The organism is Pseudomonas fluorescens, assembly GCF_040448305.1.
Classification (GTDB): Bacteria; Pseudomonadota; Gammaproteobacteria; order Pseudomonadales; family Pseudomonadaceae; genus Aquipseudomonas; species Aquipseudomonas fluorescens_BH.
Genome location: NZ_CP148752.1, coordinates 4714096 through 4737992, shown reverse-complemented (window position 1 = coordinate 4737992; position 23897 = coordinate 4714096). Strand labels below are relative to the sequence as shown.

At 62.2% G+C, this 23897-nt stretch carries 25 protein-coding genes; 15 read left to right on the top strand and 10 right to left on the bottom strand.

The window, feature by feature from the left end; genetic code table 11:
* Positions 1 to 318: 318 nt before the first annotated feature.
* Positions 319 to 963, bottom strand: a complete 645-nt coding sequence (locus WHX55_RS21485) for a DUF480 domain-containing protein (protein ID WP_353741266.1) — start codon at positions 961 to 963, stop codon at positions 319 to 321.
* A gap of 172 nt (positions 964 to 1135) precedes the next feature.
* Here WHX55_RS21485 and WHX55_RS21480 point away from each other — a divergent pair, with 172 nt between their 5' ends.
* From WHX55_RS21480 to WHX55_RS21450, 7 genes are read left to right on the top strand one after another with little or no spacing between them, the layout of a single operon-like run.
* Positions 1136 to 2308, top strand: a complete 1173-nt coding sequence (locus WHX55_RS21480) for an acyl-CoA dehydrogenase family protein (RefSeq protein ID WP_353741265.1) — start codon at positions 1136 to 1138, stop codon at positions 2306 to 2308.
* On the top strand, positions 2305 to 3498 hold the full coding sequence (locus WHX55_RS21475; RefSeq protein WP_353741264.1) for an acyl-CoA dehydrogenase family protein: 1194 nt from the start codon (positions 2305 to 2307) through the stop codon (positions 3496 to 3498). Before WHX55_RS21480 ends, WHX55_RS21475 begins: the two co-directional genes overlap by 4 nt.
* 13 nt (positions 3499 to 3511) lie before the next feature.
* Entirely contained in the window at positions 3512 to 4294 is a 783-nt protein-coding gene (locus WHX55_RS21470; RefSeq protein WP_150715876.1) for an SDR family oxidoreductase, read from the top strand.
* A gap of 2 nt (positions 4295 to 4296) precedes the next feature.
* Positions 4297 to 4755 carry a MaoC family dehydratase gene (locus WHX55_RS21465; protein WP_353741263.1) on the top strand — a complete coding sequence of 153 codons (459 nt, stop codon included), beginning with the start codon at positions 4297 to 4299 and terminating at the stop codon, positions 4753 to 4755.
* 29 nt (positions 4756 to 4784) lie between these two features.
* Positions 4785 to 5987: an acetyl-CoA C-acyltransferase gene (locus WHX55_RS21460; protein WP_150753080.1), complete on the top strand. Its 1203-nt coding sequence runs from the start codon at positions 4785 to 4787 to the stop codon at positions 5985 to 5987.
* On the top strand, positions 5988 to 6377 hold the full coding sequence (locus tag WHX55_RS21455) for a steroid Delta-isomerase (protein ID WP_150759528.1): 390 nt from the start codon (positions 5988 to 5990) through the stop codon (positions 6375 to 6377).
* Positions 6374 to 6808 (top strand): nuclear transport factor 2 family protein, encoded by a 435-nt coding sequence (locus tag WHX55_RS21450; protein WP_150753078.1) that lies wholly within the window; start codon positions 6374 to 6376, stop codon positions 6806 to 6808. Before WHX55_RS21455 ends, WHX55_RS21450 begins: the two co-directional genes overlap by 4 nt.
* A 491-nt stretch (positions 6809 to 7299) precedes the next feature.
* Here the strand turns inward: WHX55_RS21450 and WHX55_RS21445 are convergent, their stop codons facing one another.
* Both WHX55_RS21445 and WHX55_RS21440 read right to left on the bottom strand, forming a co-directional pair.
* Positions 7300 to 7794 (bottom strand): SRPBCC family protein, encoded by a 495-nt coding sequence (locus WHX55_RS21445; protein WP_353741262.1) that lies wholly within the window; start codon positions 7792 to 7794, stop codon positions 7300 to 7302.
* A 13-nt stretch (positions 7795 to 7807) separates the two neighbouring features.
* Positions 7808 to 8584 (bottom strand): SDR family oxidoreductase, encoded by a 777-nt coding sequence (locus WHX55_RS21440; protein ID WP_353741261.1) that lies wholly within the window; start codon positions 8582 to 8584, stop codon positions 7808 to 7810.
* A gap of 157 nt (positions 8585 to 8741) precedes the next feature.
* Between WHX55_RS21440 and WHX55_RS21435 the strand changes: the two genes are divergently transcribed.
* The 4 genes from WHX55_RS21435 to dmpG are packed head-to-tail and all read left to right on the top strand — an operon-like array spanning position 8742 to position 12332.
* Positions 8742 to 9569, top strand: a complete 828-nt coding sequence (locus WHX55_RS21435; protein WP_150753075.1) for an alpha/beta fold hydrolase — start codon at positions 8742 to 8744, stop codon at positions 9567 to 9569.
* Positions 9566 to 10357 (top strand): fumarylacetoacetate hydrolase family protein, encoded by a 792-nt coding sequence (locus WHX55_RS21430; protein WP_353741260.1) that lies wholly within the window; start codon positions 9566 to 9568, stop codon positions 10355 to 10357. Before WHX55_RS21435 ends, WHX55_RS21430 begins: the two co-directional genes overlap by 4 nt.
* 18 nt (positions 10358 to 10375) lie before the next feature.
* Positions 10376 to 11284 carry an acetaldehyde dehydrogenase (acetylating) gene (locus tag WHX55_RS21425; RefSeq protein WP_353741259.1) on the top strand — a complete coding sequence of 303 codons (909 nt, stop codon included), beginning with the start codon at positions 10376 to 10378 and terminating at the stop codon, positions 11282 to 11284.
* A gap of 13 nt (positions 11285 to 11297) precedes the next feature.
* Complete coding sequence (gene dmpG, locus WHX55_RS21420; protein ID WP_353741258.1) at positions 11298 to 12332, top strand: 4-hydroxy-2-oxovalerate aldolase; 1035 nt, start codon at positions 11298 to 11300, stop codon at positions 12330 to 12332.
* A gap of 65 nt (positions 12333 to 12397) precedes the next feature.
* Here the strand turns inward: dmpG and WHX55_RS21415 are convergent, their stop codons facing one another.
* From WHX55_RS21415 to WHX55_RS21400, 4 genes are all read right to left on the bottom strand, one after another.
* On the bottom strand, positions 12398 to 12565 hold the full coding sequence (locus tag WHX55_RS21415) for a hypothetical protein (RefSeq protein ID WP_185754840.1): 168 nt from the start codon (positions 12563 to 12565) through the stop codon (positions 12398 to 12400).
* A gap of 233 nt (positions 12566 to 12798) precedes the next feature.
* Positions 12799 to 13347: an ADP compounds hydrolase NudE gene (gene nudE / locus WHX55_RS21410; protein ID WP_150759523.1), complete on the bottom strand. Its 549-nt coding sequence runs from the start codon at positions 13345 to 13347 to the stop codon at positions 12799 to 12801.
* An 87-nt stretch (positions 13348 to 13434) separates the two neighbouring features.
* Entirely contained in the window at positions 13435 to 14565 is a 1131-nt protein-coding gene (locus tag WHX55_RS21405; protein ID WP_353741257.1) for a helix-turn-helix transcriptional regulator, read from the bottom strand.
* Positions 14566 to 14701: 136 nt separating this feature from the next.
* Positions 14702 to 15745: a Rieske 2Fe-2S domain-containing protein gene (locus tag WHX55_RS21400; protein ID WP_150725842.1), complete on the bottom strand. Its 1044-nt coding sequence runs from the start codon at positions 15743 to 15745 to the stop codon at positions 14702 to 14704.
* Between the two features lie 146 nt (positions 15746 to 15891).
* Here WHX55_RS21400 and WHX55_RS21395 point away from each other — a divergent pair, with 146 nt between their 5' ends.
* The 4 genes from WHX55_RS21395 (at position 15892) to WHX55_RS21380 (ending at position 19486) form a co-directional block, all read left to right on the top strand.
* Positions 15892 to 16731 (top strand): SDR family NAD(P)-dependent oxidoreductase, encoded by an 840-nt coding sequence (locus WHX55_RS21395; RefSeq protein ID WP_150725843.1) that lies wholly within the window; start codon positions 15892 to 15894, stop codon positions 16729 to 16731.
* Positions 16718 to 17644, top strand: coding sequence for an alpha/beta hydrolase (locus WHX55_RS21390; RefSeq protein WP_150753071.1), 927 nt, complete (start codon positions 16718 to 16720; stop codon positions 17642 to 17644). The genes WHX55_RS21395 and WHX55_RS21390 overlap by 14 nt, the downstream gene beginning before the upstream one ends.
* Entirely contained in the window at positions 17641 to 18756 is a 1116-nt protein-coding gene (locus WHX55_RS21385; RefSeq protein ID WP_353741256.1) for a 3,4-dihydroxy-2-butanone-4-phosphate synthase, read from the top strand. The genes WHX55_RS21390 and WHX55_RS21385 overlap by 4 nt, the downstream gene beginning before the upstream one ends.
* A gap of 271 nt (positions 18757 to 19027) precedes the next feature.
* On the top strand, positions 19028 to 19486 hold the full coding sequence (locus WHX55_RS21380) for a transposase (RefSeq protein ID WP_150753069.1): 459 nt from the start codon (positions 19028 to 19030) through the stop codon (positions 19484 to 19486).
* A gap of 364 nt (positions 19487 to 19850) precedes the next feature.
* On the opposite strand, the gene WHX55_RS21375 is transcribed toward WHX55_RS21380, so the two are convergent.
* From WHX55_RS21375 to WHX55_RS21365, 3 genes are all read right to left on the bottom strand, one after another.
* On the bottom strand, positions 19851 to 20828 hold the full coding sequence (locus tag WHX55_RS21375; protein WP_353741255.1) for a 5'/3'-nucleotidase SurE: 978 nt from the start codon (positions 20826 to 20828) through the stop codon (positions 19851 to 19853).
* 79 nt (positions 20829 to 20907) lie between these two features.
* Positions 20908 to 22287: a DUF1329 domain-containing protein gene (locus WHX55_RS21370; RefSeq protein ID WP_150753067.1), complete on the bottom strand. Its 1380-nt coding sequence runs from the start codon at positions 22285 to 22287 to the stop codon at positions 20908 to 20910.
* A 23-nt stretch (positions 22288 to 22310) separates the two neighbouring features.
* Positions 22311 to 23792: a DUF1302 family protein gene (locus tag WHX55_RS21365; protein ID WP_353741254.1), complete on the bottom strand. Its 1482-nt coding sequence runs from the start codon at positions 23790 to 23792 to the stop codon at positions 22311 to 22313.
* Between the last annotated feature and the right edge of the window lie 105 nt (positions 23793 to 23897).

Genomic DNA, 23897 nt, shown 5'->3' with positions numbered 1-23897 from the left:
CTCGCTCCCACAGGTTTTGTGTCGGGCACCAATGCCATGCCAGCCCACAACCCACTGTGGTCGGCCCATCCGGCAATGATGTGACTGACCGTCCGCCATCGCGAGCTCGCTCCCACAGGTTTTGTGTCGGGCGCCAATGCCAAGCCAGTCCACGACCCACTGTGGGAGCGAGCTTGCTCGCGATAGCGTCGGCCCATCCGGCAATGATGTGACTGAGAGTCCGCCATCGCGAGCAGGCTCGCTCCCACAGGTTTTGTGTCTATCGCACATGCCAGTCAGTCTAGGACCCACAGGTTTTGTGTCGGGCAATCATCCAGGTTATTCGAGTCGAGCCAGCCGCTCTTCCAGCGCCGCAATCCGCGTTTCCAGTTCTTCGATCCGTTCAACCGAAACCCCGCCGCTGCTCCGTTCGGCTGGGTTTTGCCGTGCCGCCATGATCGCTTCGATATCCGCCGGATCGCCCAAGGCGTGGGTATAGCGGTCTTCGCGCTGGCCGGCCTGACGCGGAATCAACACCGCCAGACCCCGGGCAATCAGGCGTTCGAGTTGATGTACCACCTGTTCGGCATCTTCGAACTCATGCATGCGGCCGCTGCGGGTCAGCAGTTCATTGACGGTTTGCGGGCCGCGCAGAAACATCAGCCCGGTGAGGATCACCTGCGCCGGCACCAGTTCCAGGGCCTTGTCGACCTTGTGTTCCCAGCGGTCGGCGCGGCTGCCCATCACCAGTCTGGCGAAGCCGTGTCCTTCGAGGGCGCGCAGGCTCTGGCCGACCTGGCCCGGTGTCAGGTTCATCACCGGCTCGCGGCTGGTTTTCTGGTTGCAGGCAATCACCAGGGCATTGAGGGTCAGGGGATAGGTTTCCGGGCTGGTGGCCTGTTTCTCGATCAGCGAACCCAGAATGCGGATTTCCGTACTGTTGAGCCGCGGCTCGTCGAAAGTCGTCTCTTGCTCAGTGCTCATGGTTCTGCATCCTTAGCCGATTCATGTTTTTCACTTGCGTAAGCGCACTTTGACATCGCCCGTTCGGACTAGGCAAGGCTAACGATTCTGCCGCGTCCTGCTGGCGCCAAACTTCATGCTCAAAGGGGTGTTGCGCCACGCGCGCCCCGCCAAACGAGCAGAAGGCGCCGCGATGGAGTTTGCATTCAGCGACGAACAGGAAATGATCCGCGCATCGGCCGAGGGTTTCCTCGCCGATGTCTCGGATTCTGCCGCCGTGCGCGCGGCAATGGTCAGCGAACGGGGTTTCGACGAAGCCCTCTGGCAGCGTCTGTGCCAGGAAATGTACTGGCCGGCGATTCACATCCCCGAAACCTATGGCGGCCTGGGCCTCGGCTTTGTCGAGCTGACGATCCTGCTGGAACAGATGGGCCGGCGCTTGCTGTGCTCGCCGTTTTTCGCCACCGCCTGCATGGCCACCCCTGCGCTGTTGCTGGCGGCCAATGATGAGCAGAAGCAACGTTGGTTGCCGTCGATTGCCGATGGCAGCGTGACCGCGACCCTGGCGTTCAGCAGTGCCAATGGCTGGTCCGCCGACGATGTCCAGGCAACGGTGGTGGCCGAAGGCGACGGGTTCGCCCTCGACGGCACCCTCAAGCATGTGCTCGATGGTCACGGCGCCGACTTGTTGATCATTGCCGCACGCCAACCCGGAACCACTGGCGAAAAGGGCATCAGCCTGTTTGCCGTAAACGCCGTACGCGCAGGCATCGAACGGCAAATGCTGCCGACCATGGACCAGACCCGGCGCCAGGCGCGGATCCAGCTCAAGGGCCTGTACTTTGAAGCCGACTGCCTGCTGGGTGAGTTCGGGAACGGCTGGTCGCACCTTGAGCGCGTCCTGCAACTGGCCTGCATCGGCCTGGCCGCCGAGCAGACCGGCGGCGCGCAGCAGGTGCTCGACCTCAGCGTGGCCTACATGCAGGAGCGCCAGCAGTTCGGTCGCCCGATCGCCAGTTTCCAGGCTCTCAAACACCGCGCCGCCGACATGATGCTGCAAGTCGAATGCGCCCGCTCGGCCAGTTACTACGCCGCGTGCGTGGCCCAGGAAGTCCTCGATCCCCAGGGTGATCCCCAGGTCGCTGCCGAACTGCCGCTGGCGGCGGCACTGGCCAAGGCACAGTGCTCCGAGACCTATTTCCATTGCGCGTCCGAATCGATCCAGTTGCATGGCGGTGTCGGTTTCACCTGGGAATATGACCCGCACCTCTACTTCAAGCGCGCCCGCGCCAGCGAGAGTTTCCTCGGGCTACCCGCCTGGCATCGCGAGCGCATTGCTTCGGTGATTCTGGGAGAGCAGCCATGAAAATCAGTTTCAGCGAGCAGGACGAGCGCTTCCGCCGGGAAGTGGCCGACTGGATGAGCGCCAACCTCTGCGGAGAGTTCGAGGCCCTGCGTTTTCGCGGCGGTCCGGGCGACGAACACATGTTTCCCGAAGAGCGCAAAGCCTGGGAACGCAAGCTCGCAGGAGGCGGCTGGACCTGCGTCGGCTGGGCGCCGGAGCATGGCGGGCGCGGCCTTTCGATCACCCAGCAGGTGATCTTCAACGAAGAGTACGCCCGCGCCGGCGGCCCCGGCCGCATGGGCCATATCGGCGAAGGCCTGGCCGGGCCGACCATCGCCGCATTCGGCACGGTCGAACAGCAACAGCGCTTTTTGCCGGGGATCGTCAGCGGTACGTCGTTCTGGTGCCAGGGCTATTCAGAGCCGGGCGCCGGCTCTGACCTGGCCAACGTCAAGACCCGCGCAACGCTGGATGAAACCACCGGCAGTTGGATTATCAATGGCCAGAAAGTCTGGACGTCCCTGGCCCATGAATCGGACTGGTGCTTTGTCATCGCCCGAACCGAACCGGGCAGCGTCGGCCATCGCGGTCTGTCGTTCCTGCTGGTGCCGATGGCCCAGACGGAAATCACCGTACGACCGATCGAGCAGCTCACCGGCACCTCGGAATTCAACGAAGTGTTCTTCGACGATGCCCGCACCGACGCCACCAACATCATCGGCGCGCCGGGCGAAGGCTGGAAGATCGCCATGGCGCTGCTGGGTTTCGAGCGGGGTGTGTCGACCCTCGGCCAGCAGATGCAGTTCCAGAACGAGCTCAACGAAATCATCGCCATCGCCAAGTCCAATGGCGCCGACCGCGATCCGATCCTGCGTCAGCGCCTGGCCGAAGCCTGGAGCGGGTTGCGGATCATGCGCTACAACTCGCTGCGCATGCTCTCGGGTAGCCAGGACGGATCGCTGCGCAAGGAGGCGACCATCTACAAGCTGTTCTGGTCGACCTGGCACGCCAGCCTCGGCAAGTTGGCGATGGACGTTCTCGGCGCCGAGGCGGAATTGCTCGAAGCCGCGCCTTACCAGTTGACCCGTTTGCAGTCGCTGTACCTGTTCAGCCGCGCCGACACCCTCTACGGCGGCAGCAACGAAATCCAGCGCAACATCATCGCCGAGCGTGCCTTGGGCATGCCCAAAGAGCCGCGTCCGCGCACCTGAAAGGAGAGAGTTCATGTCTGTACCTCAATATGTTGAAGGTCGCGGCCTGCTGCGCGGCAAGTCGGTACTGATCACCGCCGCCGCAGGCGCCGGGATCGGTTTTTCCGCCGCCGTGCGCGCCGCCGAGGAAGGTTGCCGCGCGCTGATGATCAGCGATATCCATGAAGGCCGGCTGGCCGAGGCGGTGCTGAAAGTTCGTGAAACCACCGGGCTGCAACAGGTGTTCGGCCAGGTCTGCAACGTCGCCGACGAAGCCCAGGTGCAAAACCTGATTGCCTGCGCCGAGCGTGACCTGCAAGGCGTCGATGTGCTGATCAACAACGCGGGCCTCGGCGGCTCGCGGTTGCTGGTGGACATGGCCGATGAAGAGTGGAATCGGGTCATCGACGTGACGCTCACCGGCACCATGCGCATGACCCGCGCCATGCTGCCGAAAATGATGGAGCGACGTGCCGGAGTGATCGTCAACAACGCCTCGGTGCTGGGTTGGCGCGCGCAGAAAGAACAGGCGCACTACGCCGCCGCCAAGGCTGGCGTGATGGCGCTGACCCGCTGCGCAGCAGTCGAGGCCGCCGACTACGGCATCCGCATCAACGCGGTCAGCCCGAGCATTGCCCTGCACGATTTCCTGCGCAAATCCGCACCCCAGGCGGTGCTCGATCAACTGGCCGCCAACGAAGCGTTCGGCCGCGCCGCCGAAGTCTGGGAAGTGGCCAACGTGATGATGTTCCTGGCCAGCGACTACAGCTCCTACATGACCGGCGAAGTGTTGTCGGTGTCGAGCCAGAGGGCGTGACCATGCCACGTATTTTCGACACGCCGATGGCCTTGTTCGACGCCGTGGGCCAGGAGCTCGGCGTCAGCGAATGGCTGCTGCTGGATCAGGCCCGAATCAATCTGTTTGCCGACGCCACCGGCGATCACCAGTGGATTCACGTCGATCCGGTCAAGGCCGCCAGCGGCCCGTTTGGCACCTGCATTGCCCATGGTTACCTGAGCCTGTCGCTGGTCAATCTGTTCCTGCCGCAGATCGTCGAAGTCCGTGGCTTGGCCATGGGCGTCAATTACGGCTGTGAGTGGGTGCGCTTCCCCTCGGTGGTGCGCGTCGGCTCGCGGGTGCGCGGCACTGCGCAACTGATCGCGGTCGAGGAAGTGAAGGGCGGCGTGCAGGCGACCATCCGCGTCAGCGTCGAAATCGACGGCGAGGAACGCCCCGGCTGCGTGGTCGACACCATCAGTCGCTATTACCCGGCCTGACCTTCAACAGCATTTTCGAGGAATCCAGCATGAAAGAAGCCGTCATCGTTTCGACCGCCCGCACTCCGATCGGCAAAGCCTTTCGCGGTGCGTTCAATGACACCGAAGCGCCGCATCTGGGCGGCCACGTGGTGCGCGAAGCCGTGCGTCGTGCCGGCATCGAGCCGGGTGAAGTGGACGACGTGATCATCGGCGCCGCGGCGCAGCAGGGCACGCAGTCCTATAACCTGGGCCGCCTGTGCGCGATTGCCGGCGGCTTGCCGGCATCGGTGGCCGGGATGGCCGTCGAGCGCCAGTGCTCGTCGGGCCTGATGAGTATCGCCATGGCCGCCAAGGGCATCATGTGCGACGAAATCGACATCGCCGTGGCCGGTGGCCTGGAGTCGATTTCCCTGGTGCAGAACAAACACAAGAACCTGTATCGCAATCAATCGGGTTCGGTGATCGAGCTGGACCCGCACGCCTATATCCCGATGATCGAAACCGCCGAGATCGTCTCCGCGCGCTACGGCATCTCCCGCGACGAGCAGGACGAATACAGCTACCAGAGCCAGTTGCGTACCGCACAGGCCCAGAGCGCCGGGCGCTTCGACCGTGAACTGGCGCCGCTGGCCAGCCGCAAGGCACTGTTCGACAAGGCCACTGGCGAAACCCGTTATGAAACCGTCACCTTGCTGCGCGACGAGTGCAACCGCATCGACACCACCCTCCAGAGCCTGAAGGCGCTGGAGCCGGTATGGCCGGGCGGTCAGTGGAGCGACAAGGGTCGTTTCATCACCGCGGGTAATGCCTCGCAGTTGTCCGACGGTGCGTCGGCCTCGGTGTTGATGAGCGCGAAAATGGCCGAGAAACGTGGCCTGGAACCGCTGGGGATCTATCGCGGCATGGCTGTCGCCGGCTGCAATTCCGACGAGATGGGCATCGGCCCGGTGTACGCCATCCCCAAACTGCTCAAGCGCCACGGCCTGACCATGGACCACATCGGCCTCTGGGAGTTGAACGAAGCGTTCGCCTGTCAGGTGCTGTACTGCCGCGACACCCTGGGCATTCCGGCAGAGCGCCTGAACGTCAACGGCGGGGCGATCTCCATTGGCCATCCGTTCGGCATGTCCGGGGCGCGGATGGTCGGCCACGCGTTGGTCGAAGGCCAGCGTCGCGGTTTGCGTTATGTGGTGGTGAGCATGTGCATCGGTGGCGGCATGGGCGCTGCTGCTCTGTTCGAGGTGGTCTGAATGATCAGCGCTCAACAGATTCAGGCGACCATGGCTCGCTACGTGGAACTGGTGGATGCCAGCGACATCGAGGGCATCCTCGCGCTCTACGCCAAAGACGCCACCGTTGAAGACCCGGTCGGCCAGGCGCCGTTGCAGGGCATCGACGCCATCGCGCGCTTTTACCGTGAAGGGCTGGGGGCGATGAAGGTCTCGGCAACCCAGACCGGCCCGGTGCGCGCGACGCTCAACGGTTGCGGCGCGATGCCGTTCCGGGTCGACATGGAGTGGGGCGGGCAACCGTGCTCGCTGCATGTGATCGACGTGATGGAGTTCGATGCCGACGGCAAGATCCGCTCGATGAAAGCCTACTGGAGTGAAGTTAACGTAACTGCGCGAGGTGCAGCATGAACCTGGAACAGCGGATCGCCCGCCTGGAAGCGCTGGAGGATATCCGCCAGCTCAAGCATCGCTACCTCAACGCCTGCGACCTCAAGCAGGTCGAGGTGATTGCCGACTGCTTTGCCGAAGGTGAAGTGTTGATCGATTACGGGCCGCTGGGGATCTTTCGTGAGCGCGACAGTTTTGTCGCGCTGTACCGCGAACTGGCCTGCCATGAGCGGGTGATCGACCTGCATCACGGCGCCAACCCGGAAATCGAGGTGCTGAACGAGGATCAGGCCCAGGGCCGTTGGGCCCTGTGGTATTTCAACCTGGATGGCGAGAGCGGGGCGACGCGGCAGTTGGGTGGCTTCTATCAGGACCGTTACCAGCGTATCGCCGGGCAATGGAAGATTGTCGCCACCCGTTTTACCGCTCACTCGGAAGTGGCGCGTTCCTGAGGGCCGCTCACTCCAGAGGTGGCCCAACCCCATCCACACTGTGGGAGCGAGCCTGCTCGCGATGGCGGCATGACAGGCAACATCAATGTTGAATGTGCCGGCCTCATCGCGAGCAGGCTCGCTCCCACAGTTTCTTTGTGGTGAACCTGGCATTAGCGTACAACCCGATCCCCCTGTGGGAGCGAGCCTGCTCGCGATGGCGGCATGACAGGCAACATCAATGTTGAATGTGCCGGCCTCATCGCGAGCAGGCTCGCTCCTACAGTTTTTTTGTGGTGAACCTGGCATTAGCGTACAACCCGATCCCCCCTTGTGGGAGCGAACCTGCTCGCGATGGCGGCATGACAGGCAACATCAATGTTGAATGTGCCGGCCTCATCGCGAGCGGGCTCGCTCCTACAGTTTTTTGTGGTGACGCCGACATTGCGAGTATCCCCAATCCCCTGTGGGAGCGGGCTTGCCCCGGGCGGCGTTCCGACGAAGGCGGCGTGTCAGGCAACATCGATGTTGGATATGCTGACAGCCAAATCCGGATTCTGCGTTCGGCCGGTTTCATAGTAAACCTTGAGGTTCTTGGCAATCTGCCGCACGACTTTGTTGAAGGCTTTTCCCAAAAATAATTCCATCAGCCTGCCGCCGCGCAGGCTGTATCGCATTTGCAGGGTGACGCGGGTCGCGTTGCCTTCGGCTTGCAAGGCATAACTGAAACTCGCCTCGCGAAACGGAAAGGGCGAGTCATTACCGCCCTTGTGCAACCGCAGCACGAACCCCGTGCCTTCGTGCCACTGCACCACGCTTTCATCCAGATACTGACCGCCCTTGCGCAACACCCGGCGACTGGCACCGACACCCTCCGTTGCGCCGGGATGAAACTGGCAACCGGTCAACCCCGGCACATAGTGCGGGGCGAGAGTCAGGTCGCGTAGTTTGGCCCAGGCGGCTTGTGGCGTGAGGTTCAGCACAACGCTGTGGCTGGCTACGGGCATGTCGAAAGTCCTCTTATGAATGGGATTGGGCCGCATCGAGAAACGCCGGGCGTTCACCCGCGCCATGCACTGCGATATCCGCGCCGCTGACGTAACGGGCCAGCTTCGAAGCCAGGTACAGGCAGGTGTCGCCAATGTCCTCCGGGGTCGCCAGGCGTTGCAACGGGATGGTCGCCGCCACCCGGGCAATGCCCGCGTCGTCACCATAATGCATGGCCGCCTGCTCGGTGAGAATCAGCCCGGCAGTCACGGCGTTGACCCGCACCTTCGGCGCCCATTCCACCGCCAGCGAAGTGGTCAGGTTCAGCAGGCCGGCCTTGGCCGCGCCATAAGCGGCGGTGCCGGGGGAAGGGCGGGTGGCACTGACGCTGCAGATGTTGATGATCGCACCGCCCTCGGCCTGGGCTTGCATCACCTGGTTGGCCTGCTGGCAGAGGTTCAGTGGTGCGATCAGGTTCAGGCGGATGATCGCTTCACTGAAACGCGGCGAAGCCGTGGCCGCGTCTGCATTCGGTGAGCCGCCAGCGTTGTTGACCAGCACATCGAGACGACCGAAGCGCTCGACGATTTGCGCGATCAAGCGCCCGGATTGCTCGACGTCCCGCAGGTCGCAGGGTAGGAACAGCGCCTCGCGTCCGCCGCTGGCGGGCAAGGTTTGCGGGGCTTCGCGACCGCAGATCACCACCTCGGCGCCGCAGTCTAGGAAGCGCTGGCTGATGCCGCGCCCCACGCCTTTGCCACCGCCGGTAACCAGTACCACTTTGCCGCGAAAGTCCATCGGATCAAGCATGGGGATTCTCTTTTTGTCGCTCGGGAATGCCGTCGATGCTAGGTCTGCAACCCCGACAGGCCAACGTCCAAAGGGACTAGGTAGTCCTGTCGGACGATGTTGGCGACCCGGCCCCTCGGAATAATCCCGCTACAACAACAGGCCGGGAGGACACCTTATGGGCGCTTCAGCGCAAGGGCACTTCGTTACGCTGCCGGATGGTTTGCAGCTGCACTACAAAGACACCGGCAACGGCGAGCCGGTGATTTTCATCCATGGCAGCGGGCCGGGTGCCAGCGGTCACAGCAATTTCAAGCAGAACTACCCGGTGTTCGCCGAGGCCGGTTACCGGGTGATCGTCCCGGACCTGCCGGGCTACGGCGCTTCGGACAAACCCGACACCCTCTACACCCTGGACTTCTTTGTCGCAGCCCTGAGCGGTCTGCTCGACGCCCTGGACATCCAGCGTTGCGTGCTGGTCGGCAACTCCCTGGGCGGCGCGATCGCGATCAAACTGGCCCTCGACCAACCGCAGCGTGTCAGCCGTCTGGTGCTGATGGCGCCCGGTGGCCTGATGGAAAAGGAACAGTATTACCTGCAGATGGAAGGCATCCAGAAAATGGGTGCGGCTTTCGCCAAGGGTGAGCTGAACGATGCGGCGGGTATGCGTCGCCTGCTGGCCCTGCAACTGTTCGACGAAAGCCTGATCAGCGACGAAACGGTCAACGAGCGCGTGGCCGTGGTGCAACAGCAACCGGTGTGCGTGCTGTCGACCATGCAGGTGCCGAACATGACGTCGCGCCTGGGCGAGTTGCAGTGCCCGATCCTCGGTTTCTGGGGCATGAACGACAAGTTCTGCCCGTCTTCCGGTGCCCAGACCATGCTTGAACACTGCAGCAAAATCCGATTCGTGATGCTCAGCGAGTGCGGGCATTGGGTCCAGGTCGAGCACCGTGACTTTTTCAATAGCCAGTGCCTGGCGTTTCTTCAGGAGGCCCGCGGATGAGCGTGCAATTGCGCCGTGAGTTCGGCGAAGAGCTTTATCAGGCACTGCTCAGCGGCTCCACCCTGGCGCCGCTGACCGAGCGTTGGCCGTCGATCAGCATCGAAGACGCCTATCACATTTCCCTGTACGCCATTGAGCGTCGGGTGGCGGCCGGTGACCAGATCGTCGGCAAAAAAATCGGCGTGACCTCGGCGGCGGTCCAGCAGATGCTCAACGTGCATCAGCCGGATTTCGGCTTCATCACGCGGCAGATGTCGTTCGATGACGATGCCCGGATTTCCCTGTCCGCCAACAAACTGATCCAGCCCCGTGCCGAGGGCGAGATCGCCTTCAAGCTCAAGCATGACCTGGTCGGCCCCGGCATTACCGAGGCCGACGTGCTGGCCGCCACCGAATACGTGATGCCGTGCTTCGAGATCGTCGACTCGCGGATTCACGACTGGCGCATCCGCATCCAGGACACGGTCGCTGACAACGCCTCCTGCGGCGTATTCGTGCTGGGCGACAGCAAGGTCGACCCCCGTGAATTGGACCTGCCGAACTTGCGCATGCGTGTGTTCAAGAATGGTGAGCCCCTGAGCGAAGGCCTGGGTTCGGCGGTGCAGGGCAATCCGCTGACCGCCGTGGCCTGGCTGGCCAACACCCTCGGTGCCTTCGGCATTCCGTTCAAGGCCGGGGAAATCATTCTGTCCGGCTCTCTGGTGCCGCTGGAACCGGCCCGTGCCGGCGACCGTTTTGAACTGACCATTGATGTCCTGGGCAGTGCCCGGGTGTCTTTCTGCGCCTGACTTTTGGAGTTTGACCCAATGAGCAAAAAACTCAGAGCGGCCATTATCGGCCCGGGCAACATCGGCACCGATCTGCTGATGAAAATGTGCCGATCGCAATGGATCGAGCCGGTGTGGATGGTCGGCGTCGACCCTGAATCCGAAGGCCTGAAACGTGCTCGGGAAATGGGCATCAAAACCACCGCCGGTGGTGTCGACGGCTTGCTGCGCCACGTACTCGACGATGACATTCGCATCGCCTTCGACGCCACCTCGGCTTACGTGCACGCGGAAAACAGCCGCAAGCTCAACGAGCTCGGCGTGATCATGATCGACCTCACGCCGGCGGCCATCGGCCCGTTCTGCGTGCCGCCGGTCAACCTCAAGGAGCACGCGTCGAGCCTGGCGATGAACGTCAACATGGTCACCTGCGGCGGCCAGGCGACCATCCCGATGGTGGCGGCGGTGTCGCGGGTGCAACCGGTGAGCTACGGCGAAATCGTCGCCACGGTGTCCTCAGGTTCGGTAGGCCCGGGCACGCGGCAGAACATCGACGAATTCACCCGCACCACCGCCGGCGCAGTGGAGAAGATCGGCGGCGCCCGTCGCGGCAAGGCGATCATCGTGATCAACCCGGCCGAGCCGCCGTTGATGATGCGCGACACCATTCATTGCCTGACAGATGACGAGCCGAACCAGGACGCGATCCGCACCTCGGTGCTGGAGATGGTCCGCGAAGTTCAGCGTTATGTGCCGGGCTACAAGCTGATCAACGGGCCGGTGTTCGACGGACGCAAAGTGTCGATTTTCATCGAGGTCGAAGGCCTCGGCGATTTCCTGCCCAAGTCCGCCGGCAACCTCGACATCATGACCGCCGCCGGATTGCGCACCGCCGAGATGTTCGCCGAAGAAGCCCACAAGGGCACCCTGCAACTGCCCGTCCGTTGAGTGGAGAAACGCCATGAATTTGCAAGGTAAGAGCGTGCGTCTGCACGACATGAGTCTGCGCGACGGCATGCACGCCAAGCAGCACCAGATCAGCATTGAACAAATGGTCTCAGTGGCCACCGGCCTCGATGCCGCGGGCGTGCCGCTGATCGAAATCACCCACGGCGACGGCCTGGGCGGTGCGTCGTTGAACTACGGTTTCCCGGCCCACAGTGACGAGGAGTACTTCGCCGCGGTGATCCCGCAGATGAAACAGGCCAAGGTTTCGGCCCTGTTGTTGCCGGGGATCGGTACCCTCGACCATCTGAAGATGGCTCATGAACACGGCGTGTCGACCATTCGGGTGGCAACACACTGCACCGAGGCGGACGTCTCCGGCCAGCACATTGGCATGTCGGCGAAGATGGGCCTGGACACCGTCGGTTTCCTGATGATGGCGCACATGGTCAGCCCGGAGAAACTGCTGGAGCAGGCGCGCCTGATGGAAAGCTACGGCGCCAACTGCATCTACTGCACTGATTCGGCCGGCTACATGCTGCCCGATGAAGTGACGCAAAAGATCGGGGCCCTGCGTGCCGGCCTGAACGCCAGGACCGAAGTCGGTTTCCACGGCCACCACAACATGGGCATGGCCATCGCCAACTCCCTGGCCGCCATCGAGGCCGGTGCTGCGCGCATCGACGGATCCGTTGCAGGCCTTGGCGCGGGGGCGGGCAATACACCGCTGGAAGTGTTCGTCGCGGTGCTGGAGCGCATGGGCGTCAACAGTGGCGTCGATCTGTACAAGATCATGGACGTGGCCGAAGACCTGGTGGTGCCGATGATGGACCAGCCGATCCGTCTCGACCGTGATGCGCTGACGTTGGGTTATGCCGGGGTTTACAGTTCGTTCCTGCTGTTTGCCAAGCGGGCTGAGCAGAAGTACGGGATTGCTGCTCGTGAGCTGCTGGTGGAGCTGGGGCGGCGAGGCACAGTGGGGGGGCAGGAAGATATGATCGAAGATCTGGCGCTGACCCTGTCGCGGGCCAGGGGTGTACTGCCGACCTGATTATTGCGGCAACGAAAAAACCACCGATGATTCGGTGGTTTTTTTATGGCCGGTGGAAACCGCGCTCAAGGCAGAAGATTGCGCACCACGGGCGGATAGCAATTGATCGCCGTGCTCGAACAGCTGAAGTAGGCCGTGGTCGGTCGGTAGGCTTCGTTCTTGAACAGCTGGCACAGACTGGTGGAAGCACCCGCACAGAGGATGATGAATAGAGCACAAGTAGTTTTGCGCATGATGAGTCTCGACACGGTTTTATTGTTGTAGAGACAGGTTATGGCGGCGATTCGCGAATGGCTTCGTCCGAATGGACTACTCGGTGAATTAGAACCTGCGCAAAACCTGTGGGAGCGAGCTTGCTCGCGATGACGGAGTGTCAGGCGATACAGATGTTGGATGTCCCGGCCTCATCGCGAGCAAGCTCGCTCCCACAGTGATTTGGGTGGTCCACAGGTTTTTTGGGGGGATGTCAGCCGCGTCGGGCAAGGGCGCCCATGGCCATGAACAGCGCCGCAATCGCCCGGGCTTCGTGCAGTTCGCCACGGGCCACCAGTTCGGGGATCTGCGCCAGAGGTACGCGCAGACATTCCAGGGGTTCGGGTTCGTCGCCTTGCAGTTGGCAGGGGCTCAGTTGTTCGGCCAGTACCACCCGGTAGCGATGGCACAAATGCCCCGGTGCCAGCGTCAGCTCGCCCAGTTCGGTGAGGCGGGCGGCGCGCATTCCGACTTCTTCGCTCAGCTCGCGCTGCGCCGCCTGCAAATAGTCTTCATCGGGCTCGGCGCCACCCTTGGGCAGGCCAAGAATGGTTTTCTCCACTCCGACCGCGTATTCGCGCACCAGCAGCACATGCTCTGGATCGGGCATCGCCACCAGCATCACCGAGCGATAACCGGTGCCGCGCAGGCGTTCGTAGACCCGCTGCTGGCCGTTGCTGAATTGCAGGTGCAGGGCTTCGATCTGAAAGTGGCCGCTTTGCGCCAGCAGTTCAGTCTTGAGGATGGTTGGGCAGTTGCGCATGGGGCAGTCCCCTGTTTGGGATAAAGACACTGTGCGCTGTACAACGGGAGCCGCCATCGTCCGAGCGGACGAGGGCGGCAATGAGGGTTAGCCGAGTGTCGCCACGCTGCGCAGGATCAGGCGCACCAGCATGGTCTGGCGGGTCACGCCGGTCTTGGAGAAGGTCGAGCGCAGGTGTGCCCGGGAGGTGTTGCGGCTGATGCCCAGCTCTTCCGACGCTTCGTCGAGGGTCAAGCCGTTGGCCAGCAACATCGCCAGCTGGGTTTCCGCCGGGGTGAAGTCGAACAGTGCGCGGACGATATCCTGGGGTGCGGTGGACTGCTGCTCGGGGTCGCTGATGAAAATCACCACCGTGGGGCACTGTTTGCCTTCGCTCCAATCGCTCAGCGGCACTGAGCGCACGATGATCCCCAGATCCGCTTTGCCGGACGGCCGCTGTACGCGCAGAGCCTCGACCACTGACGGGTTGCCGCTCTTTTGCGACAGCAGCGACTGCTTGACCAGTCGGCGGAACTCCTGGGTGTCCCGGGCCGTACCGACCTGCAGGCCATCGTTGACCAGTTTGATGCCGTCCTTTTCCTGGATCAGCCGGTCGGCGACCTGGTTGGTCTGCAGGACCTTGCCGGACTCGTCGAGGATGATCGTGCCGACCGCCATCTGGTTCACCGCGCCGGCGTACAGATTGCGCTCGGCTTCGATGCGGTTGAGTTGCATGTGGATCTTGATCGAACGTTCCAGGTGCGCAATGAAATGCGTGAGCATGGCCTTTTCTTCATTGCCGAAAGGCTTGTCGTCACGTCCGCGACTGATACGAATGCGGCACTGGGCGCCGTCGACGGTGTTGATGTCGGCACCGAGGATGTGGAACACGTCCACCGGTTCAAGGAAGTTCTTGTAGAACTCGGAATTCTGCCAGTCGTCATTGGAGACGAACTCGGCGAGGGTCACGACCTGGCGGTTGGGCAGGTCGACGAACGGGTCGAGGCTGAAAAAATGTGTGTTGTACGACGCGGTCGCCTCGGTCGAGGTGCCGGTGGTGTTGACCATCAGGCCGTCCACGTGGGCGCTGGGCGGACGCAGGATGAAGGTCACGTACTTGCTGTTCAGATGCACATTGAGCTGATTGAGAAAAGTCGCCCAGGGAATGGTTTCCAGCGGCCCCTGATAGAGGTTGCCGATCAAATCACTGAACGTATCGAGGCTGAGGCTCTGCTGCATGGGGAAAAACCGTTTTTATTATTAGCGTTGGCGGTGGCCGAGAATAAGCGCCGGTATCGACTCCTTGCAACGCTCGGGCTCAGGGCCTGACAGGCGGCTGCCGATCAGGCCCGGGGCGGGCGAAAAGCCGCTGGCGTCAGACCCGTTCGCTGGCGCGCACGACAAACTTCTTGTGTTCGGCAACGTCCGCCGACAGCGCCTGGACGTCGGTGTAGAACTGCTCGTACCAACGGCGCAACTGATAGACCGGACCGTCGCCGTCACACAGCAGCGGGTTGTCGACGCGGGTCTTGCTGTGCCAGATGGCCACGTCTTCGTAGAAGGCTGCCTGCGCCTGCGCTACGTAGGCCTTGGCCATCGCCTGGTTCTGCTCTTCGCTGAGCCCCGGGATCTTCTTCACCAGTACGCCGTAGCGCAGGGTGAAGCTATCGAGGTCGATCGGTACGTGACAGTTGAGCAGGATCGAATGGATCGGCTGGCCGTTCATGGCGCCGTTCATTTCGGTGATCTGATAGGCCGGGCCGAAATAGGTGGCTTCGGTGGTCAGCACGCTGTCGCCGGACAGGCGCTCACTGCGGGCGCGCATGATCTGGGTGGCCAGGTGGCCCTGGAAAATGTTGATGAACTCTTCGACCGGCGCGCCGTGCACGGTACCGAAGTGCGCCATGTCGGCGATGTTGTCGATCAGTTCGCGGCAGTTGGTGCCAATCTGCAGCTCGGCGACTTCCCACGCCGCCCATTCGTCGTTATAGCAGGCGTCGATGCGCGGAATGCGTTGTTCCGGCAGCGGCGGGTTGCCTTCGGGGTCGTTCCAGACGAACAGCAGCTGGTTTTCTTCCATGATCGGCCAGCTTTTGATTTTGGCCCGTGGCGGGATGCGCTTGGCATAGGGGATGTCATCGCACACGCCGTCGGCGCCCCAGCGCCAGGCGTGGAACGGGCAGCGGATCGAGTTGCCTTCGACGCAACCGGTGCTCAGGTCGGCGCCCATGTGCGGGCAGTAGCCATCAAGAATATGCAGATCGCCGTCTTCACCCTGGAACGCCACCAGACGGGTGCCGAACACCTCCAGGCGGTGGGCCTTGCCGTCGCGGTATTGCGCGGCCAGGCCCAGGCAATGCCAGCCACGGGCGTAGCGGTCTTCCAGCAGTTTGGCTTCGATGCGGTGCAGGGTACTCATCTTATTATTCTCCCAAGGGATCACGGGTTTGGCGCATGTAACGGATTCTGCCGCCCCTGTAAAAGCGGGCATCGTCTGAATGGACGATGGCTGCTTTTGGCTGGCCCGCTCTACTGGCGACATTGGACCCATGGCAGGAGTTGGCGATGAGTAATGAACAAGGGCCGGTAGCGGTGATTACCGGGGCCGCCAGTGGTATTGGCCGCGGTCTGGCCGAACACGCGGCGACGCTGGGCATGCGCCTGGTGCTGGCGGATCGGGATGCAGCGGGCCTGCAAGCCCTGTGCGACGAATTGCAGGCCCGTGGTGCGCAGGCGATTGCCTGCGTCACCGATGTCGGTGATGTAACGCAGGTCGAGCGCTTGCGTGACCGGGCTGTCGAGCACTTTGGCGGGGTCGACCTGCTGTTCAACAACGCCGGAGTGATGCAAACCGGCTTCAGCTGGGAAATCACCGAGGCACAATGGCAGCGCATGCTCGACGTCAACCTCAACGGCGTGATCAACGGCATTCGCAGTTTTGTGCCGCTGTTGCTCAGCCAGGGCCGGGCGGCCCATGTGATCAACACCGCGTCCCTTGCCGGGCTGGTCAGCAGTCCGCTGATGGCACCGTACAACGTGACCAAGCAGGCCGTGGTCGCGCTCTCGGAAACCCTGCATTACGAACTCGCCATGCTCGGTGCGCCGGTGTCGGTTTCGGTGCTGTGCCCGGGGCCGGTGGCCAGTGAAATCATGGCGTCGAACCAGGTGGTGGACACCGCCGGATCCGACTTCAGTCAACTGCTCGACAGCACCATTCGCCAAGGCATGACCCCGGCGGAGCTGGCCGCGCAAGTGTTCGCCGCCGTTGCGCAAAAACGCTTCTGGATCCTGCCCCACAAGGGTTTCAAGCCGGCCCTTGAGCGTCGGGTTCAAAGCATTCTGGGCGAGACCAATCCGCAGTTTCAAATGGCCGACGTAGAGGACGATGCCCATGCCGCTCGATAAGCAGATCGCTGGGGTTCTCCAGCAGTTTCGCGACATTCCGGAGCCCGATTTCAGCCAGGTCGATGCCGCTCAATACCGGCAGTTCTCCGACAACCTGCTGCCGGCCATCCCCGGCGAACCGATGAGCGAGGTGCGCGACTTGCGGGTGGCCGGCGCGGACGGTGAACTGGACGCACGGCTGTACCGGCCATCGGAACAACCTGATCTGCCATTGCTGGTGTTTTTCCATGGCGGCGGATTCGTCATGGGCAATCTCGATACCCACGACAATCTCTGCCGCTCGCTGGCCCGCCAGACTGAGGCGGTGGTGGTGTCGGTCGCTTACCGACTGGCCCCGGAACACCCGTTCCCGGCGGCACCTCTCGATTGTTATGCGGCCACCTGCTGGCTGGTCGAGCACGCGGTTGAACTGCGCGTCGATGGCAGCCGGCTGGCCGTGGCCGGGGACAGCGCCGGGGGCAATCTGGCGCTGGCGGTTAGTCAGTTGGCGGTACAGCGCCGGGGGCCGAAGATCAGTTATCAGTGCCTGTTCTATCCCGTTACCGACGCAGGTTGCGACAGTCAGTCCTTCGAAGACTTCGCCGAGAGCTATCTGCTTTCCGCCGGGATGATGCGCTGGTTCTGGCAACAATATTTGCAAGACGTCGGGCAGGCGGATGATCCATTGGCCTCGCCACTGCGCGCCGAGAGCCTGACGGGGTTGCCGCCAACGACCCTGATTACCGCCGAATTCGACCCATTGCGCGATGAAGGCGAGGCAATGGCCGAGTGCTTGCGCGAGGCCGGAGTGCCTGTGCGCGTCCAGCGTTGTGACGGCATGATCCACGGCTTTATCAGCATGGCGCCGTTTGTTGAAGGCGCGGCACAGTCCTTGTCCGATGCGGCGGCCGACCTGCGCGGGGCGCTCAAATGAGCGGCCTGGCTTTCAACACGGTGCCGCAACTGATCGAGGCCATCGGCGCCGGTCGGATGGTGGTGATCACCGACGACGAACACAACGGCGAAGGCTCGTTGCTGATGGCTGCCGAACAGGCCGGGGCCGAGGCCGTCACCTTCATGGCGGTGCAGGCGCGCGGGCTGATTTGCCTGGCCCTGACCGAGCAGCGCTGCCGCGCGCTGGGCCTGGACCTGATGGTGCCCAACTCCCGAGCGCAACATGGCGTGGGTTTTACCCGCTCGATCGAAGCCGCTACCGGGGTGTCCACGGGTATCTCGGCGGCAGACCGGGCGCGGTCGATCCAGGTGGCGGTCGACCCGGCCAGCGTACCGGCGGACCTGGTGCAACCGGGGCATATCTTCCCGGTGCAAGCCTTGCCCGGTGGCGTGATGCAGCGGGCCGGTCATGTCGAGGCCGCTTGCGATCTGACGCGACTGGCGGGGCTGCAACCGGCGGCAACCCTGGTGGGCATTCTCAACGAGGACGGCGAGCTGGCCCGTGGCGCCGAGTTGCATGACTTCGCCCAGCGGCATGGCTTGCGGATCGGCACCATTGCCGACCTGATCCACTATCGCATCCTGCATGAAGGCACGATCGAACGCGGCGGCGAATATCCGTTGCATACTCGCCACGGCGAGTTCCAGGTGACCACCTATCAGGACACCTACCAGGGCTCGTTGCACCTGGCGCTGGTCAAGGGCCGGATCGACAGCACGCAACCGGTGCTGGTGCGGGTGCAAAGCATCGAGACGTTGCGTGATGTGCTGGGCTGTGAAAGCGAAGGCGGGCCGCAACAGTGGACCCTGGACCGTTCGCTGGCCTGTATCGCGGCGGCCGGTAGCGGTGTGCTGGTGCTGCTGGCGCAAAAGGAATCCGCCGAGGGCGTGCTCGAACAACTGCGTCAGCGCAGTGGAGGCAAGCATCGGGCGCCACATTTTCCGCAACGGACCCTGGGCATCGGCGCGCAGATCCTGCGGGACCAGAATGTGCGCAAAATGCGCCTGATGAGTTCACCGGTACCGTACACCGCCGTTTCCGGGTTTGATCTGGAAGTGACGGAGTTCGTGCCGTTTCAACCGGCTATCTAAAGCCAACACAAAACCCTGTGGGAGCGAGCTTGCTCGCGATGGCGGTCTGTCAGGCGACATTGATGTTGAATGGGCCGGCCTCATCGCGAGCAAGCTCGCTCCCACAGGGTTAATGGGTGTATGCAATATCTGCGAGCAGCCGAAATCATTGTGGGAGCGAGCTTGCTCGCGATGGCTATCGATTGGTCACATCCAGTCAAAAGCTGACCCAACGCTTAAGCATCCACCGGTCTAGCTTTCCTCCTGAATTCACCATGGAGAGGGCAAAGGAATGCCGGATTTACCCGCCTCACACCGCCTGCGCACAGGCCGCTATCCTGAACCCAACAGGATTTACCTGCTGACGAGCAATACGCTGGATCGAGAACCGGTTTTCAAGGATTTCGGTTTGGGCAGGCTGGTCGTCAAGCAATTTCAATATGCACAGGAACAATACTGGGCGAACTCTTTAGCCTGGGTCGTCATGCCCGATCATTTTCATTGGTTGATCGAACTGCAGCAGTGCTCACTCAGTCAGCTGATGCAAAAAACCAAATCATTGAGTACGCGGGCCGTGAACATGTCCGTCGGACGTAAAGGCAGTCTTTGGCAGCAGGGCTATCATGATCGGGCGTTGAGGCGTGATGAGGACCTGGTAAAGCTTGCTCGATATGTCGTCGCCAACCCGTTACGTGCTGGATTGGTGGAGAAGCTGGGCGATTACCCGCTGTGGGACGCGATATGGGTTTGATCCGTAACCGCGTTGCCACCATCGCGAGCAAGCTCGCTCCCACAATGATTTTTGGATAGCCGCAGATATTGCGTACACCCGCTAACCCTGTGGGAGCGAGCTTGCTCGCGATGGCGGTCTGTCAGGCGACATTGATATTGAATGTGCCGGCCTCATCGCGAGCAAGCTCGCTCCCACAATGATTTTTGGATAGCCGCAGATGTTGCGCACACCAGATAACCCTGTGGGAGCGAGCTTGCTCGCGATGGCGGTCTGTCAGGCGACATCGATGTCGAATGTGCCGGCCTCTTCGCGGGCGAGCCCGCTCCCACAATGATTTCGGTTGTTCACAGATGTTGCGTACACCCTCAGGTTCTGCTTTGGCTTAAGGCTTGATCCCGCGCAACATCTCCTTCGCCTGATCCTGCATCGCCTGCGGCGCGGCCATGTTGCCGTCGATCACGGTGATCACGGCGTAGCCTTGCCACAGTTGATAGGCATCGGCCTTTTGCTGGACTTCTGTCGGTGTCGACGGCGGGGCCAGGTTGACGTGGACCACGCCGTCGGCGCCGCGTTGTGAGGTGAAGTTCACGCGATCCCAGTTGCCGATCGGCGCAAAGCTCACGCCTTTGACTTCAGCGGGTTTCAGGGGCGGGTAGTTGAGGTTCAAGCCGCTGACACCCGGCAGGCCGAGCACGTTCAAATCACACTGATGTTTGTTCTTGGCGCAGGCCTGTTTAGCTTCTGTACCGGCCAGACTCGCCTGTTCGATGACTTTCACGGCAAAGCGCGCCGTGTCGTCCATGGCGCCGAGGGTCTTGCGGTAGCCCGCCTGCTGATCGCGAATGATCAGGTCCATGTCGATACCGGTGGACACCGCTACCGCCGGAATCCCTTTGAACATCGCGCGCACTGCAGCGTTGAGGGTGCCGGACATCTGCGTCAGCGGGCCGACGTTTTCACCAAAGTTGCTGCCGGACACCACCAGGTCTGGCGGCGAATCCTTGAGGATCACGTCGAGGCCGACGTTGACTGCATCCACCGGCGTGCCGATAGCGGAGGTCTTGCCGGCGGGCGGGGTGTAGCCCTCTGGCGGCCCGACACAAAACCGGCCTGGCGCCAGTTCGGTCACCGCCAGGGCCTGGCCGGGTACGACCACGCTGGCAGCACTGATGCCGCTACTGTCGTTCAACGGGCCGACCAGCGTGACCTTGTGCCCGGCGGCGGTCAGGGCGCGGTACATCGCATCGATGCCGGGTGCGCGGCAGCCATCGTCGTTGGTCAGCAGGATGTTCAGGGCGTTGGCTTGCAGCGACAGGCCAACGCTGGCCATGGCGATGATGCCGGTGAGGAGTTTGTTCATGGCGGAGTCTTCCGTGGAAGGAGCGGATTTTACAAAGCACAACGCCCCGACCGAATGATTCGGTCGGGGCGCGGTGAGTTTAGCGGGTGCCGAGTTTGCGCAGGTTGCCAGGGGTGAATTCGTCTTCGGTGAAGGCGGTGGCGTTGAGCTTGGCCGGTTTCTGATCGACCAGCATGCGGTCAACCAGGTAGGAGCCTGCGATCAGGTCGTGGTAGATGCCCAGACGGGAGTGGAAACGCTCGATGTGATAGGCGTAGATCGAGGTTTGCATGTTGGTGCGCCACAGTTGCCCACGGCTGTCGTAGTTGTCTGCCAGGGCGGCCTGCCAGCTGTCCTCGTCCAGGTAGAGCACACGCTTGGCATAGAGGTGCCGTGCGTTTGGCTTGAGCGTGGCCTGCACGATCCACACGCGGTGTTTCTCGTAGCGCATGATATCCGGGTTGATGTGACCGGTGGTGGACAGGATCTGTTCGATGTTCACGTCAGGCTGGTCGATCTTGTAGTTGTTGTACGGAATGTAGATCTCTTTTTTACCGACGATGGACCAGTTGTAGCGATCCGGGGCGCCGTTGAACAAGCGATCTTCATCATAGACCCGGAAGCCGCCCGCACCGCTAGGCGAGTCGTAGCCGACGGTCGGCGCGCGGCGCACGCGGCGTTGACCCGGGGAGTATTGCCAGGCTTGCCGAGGTTCGGCGGTGGCATTGATGAACTCGTGACCGACGACGATCTCACCCTTCTTGCGCACGGGTTCCAGGGTGGTGAGCAAAAAGTGCGTGAGGATGCCACCGGATGTGTCCAGGGTCTTTTTGGGGTCGGCCCACACCGAAAAGATCTTGTAGTCGACCTTCTCCGTCACCCGATTTTTGTCGGGATAGATCACTGCCTGTTGGTAGACGGCCTCTTCGGTGAAGGACCGCCCTGACATGGTGTGGTTGAGGATCAGTTCGTTGCCGTTCTTCGGAATCGGGAAAGGCGAGGCACCGAAGGCATTGCTGGTGTCGTTGCCGTCGTTTGAGAGCTCCGCGTTCAGGGCGTTTTTCTTGATGCCGTCTTCGGTGAGCTGATCGACACGGAAGTCGCGATGGCTCGGGTACACCGGCATCTTGAAAGAGTCCGGGTAGCGCTTGAACAACGCTTTCTGGCCGTCGGTGAGGTTGGCGGAGTACTGGCCCATGTTCTGCGCGGTGATGGTGAACAAGGGTTTTTCAGACGCATAGGGGTCCGGGTACGGCGTACCTGCACCACCGAACGTGAGACCCGGTGGCAGACCGCGCCATTTGCCGGTCCAGGCCGGGATGCTGCCGTCGGCGTTGCCGGCCTTTTCGGCGCCCATCGGGGTCAGGTCCTGGCCCAGGCGGGCGGCTTCTTCGGGGCTGACCTTGGCGTAGGCCAGGCCGCTGCCGAGCAGACCGACGGTCAATGCCGTGCTCAGTAAGGTTTGGGTGAATCTGGACATGCTGTGCTCCTCCGACAGGGGAATCAGAACCGGTACTTGAAGTTGAGCGCGACGTTGTCGCGGTCGGCCAACGGGCTGTTGTTGGCACTGGCGAGGTAGGCGTTGTAGCGGGCCTCGACGGTGAAGTTGCCCAGGTAGCGCCACGAACTGCCGATGCTGGCGCGGTTATCGTTCTGGCCGGCGTTGATCGAGCCGACCATCGAGCTGTCGCCGTGGGCGGCGGCGCTGAAGGTGACAGGCACCGACATGTCCCATCCGTTGAACACGTTGTTGTAGTCAAAGTTCGCCTGCACCGTGTAGCCCCAGGCATCGCGGTCATAGACCAGGCTGTCGGTTCCCGGCAGCGCGAAGCCCGGCGCCAGGGTCACCGGCTGCGACTCGTCGTTGCTGACCACGGTGTTGTAGACCAGCTCGCCGGTCAGGCTGGTGTTGTCGGCGAAGGCGGTCGGGCCGAGCACGTAGATCATCGACGTTTGCGCTTGTATGGTCTTGCCGCGCACCGGGCTGGAGAAACCGTTGTCGACCATCACCGGCGTACCGTCGCGGTAGCTGACTTCACCGGCCCAGCTGACGTCGCCCTGCACCGTGGCGAAACTCGCGCCGAACAGGTCGATGTTGTCGAAGTAGCGCACCTGATAGCGGCCCAGGGTCGATGCGAAGTCCAGCGACGGGGTCTTGTCGTGATAACGCGAGTAGTAGATGCCGAACTCGGTGTTTTTCAGCGACTCGGCGGCGTAGGTGAAGGCCAGACCGTACTGGCCGCTGTCGCTCGGTTTGTCGTCCTTCAGACGGGTTATGAAACCGGAGGCGTCGTTGAAGCCGCCCTCATCGATGAAGTCGGTGGTGGAGAAGTAGCTACCCACGCCGAACAACTCGGTTTTCTCCCACTTGTATTGGTAGTAGGCCTGGATACCCAGGCTTTCGGTCAGGGCGAACTGGGTGAACAGTTGGCCGACCGGCAGCAGGATTTCCTTGACCTCGACGCCCGGAGTGGTCGCCTTGGTCGCGTCCACCGGGCTCTGGGCCGCGGAAATACCTGGGTAGAACAGGCTCTCACCCCAGCTCACCACCTGGTTACCCAAGCGCGCGTTGAAGGCATGGCCGCCCACGTCCCAGGTGCCATAGGCGTAGTAATCGAGCATGCGCAGTTCATTGCGGTGCTGGTCGATGGTGTCCTGGGAGAAACGGTCGGGTTTGCTGCAATGACCGCCGGCGAAGCAGTTGGAAGTGCCGGTGGTGTTGTCGTTGTCCTGATCGTAGACGTTGTCGTAGAAGCCCGTCGCCCGCACGAACACGCCGTAGTCGTCTTGCCACTTGATGTTGGCTTCGGTGAGAAAGCCGCTGCGGTTGTTGATCAGGCTGCCTTTGTCGAAGGCGTTGTCGCCGTCGTTGCCGTTGGCATTGGCGGTCAGTTTGTGATCGCGAGACTCGGTCCGCCAGGCGAGGCTGTACGTCAGTGTGGTGTCCCAGTCGATGCTCAAGTCTTCGCTTGGCTGAAAGCTCATGGCGTTAACTTGTGCGCTCAATCCGCCAACCAGCATCAATAGAACAAGCTGTGTGCGAGGGTGTTGTGTTGGTGGGGCGATTATTGTTTTTATCATGTCGTCCTC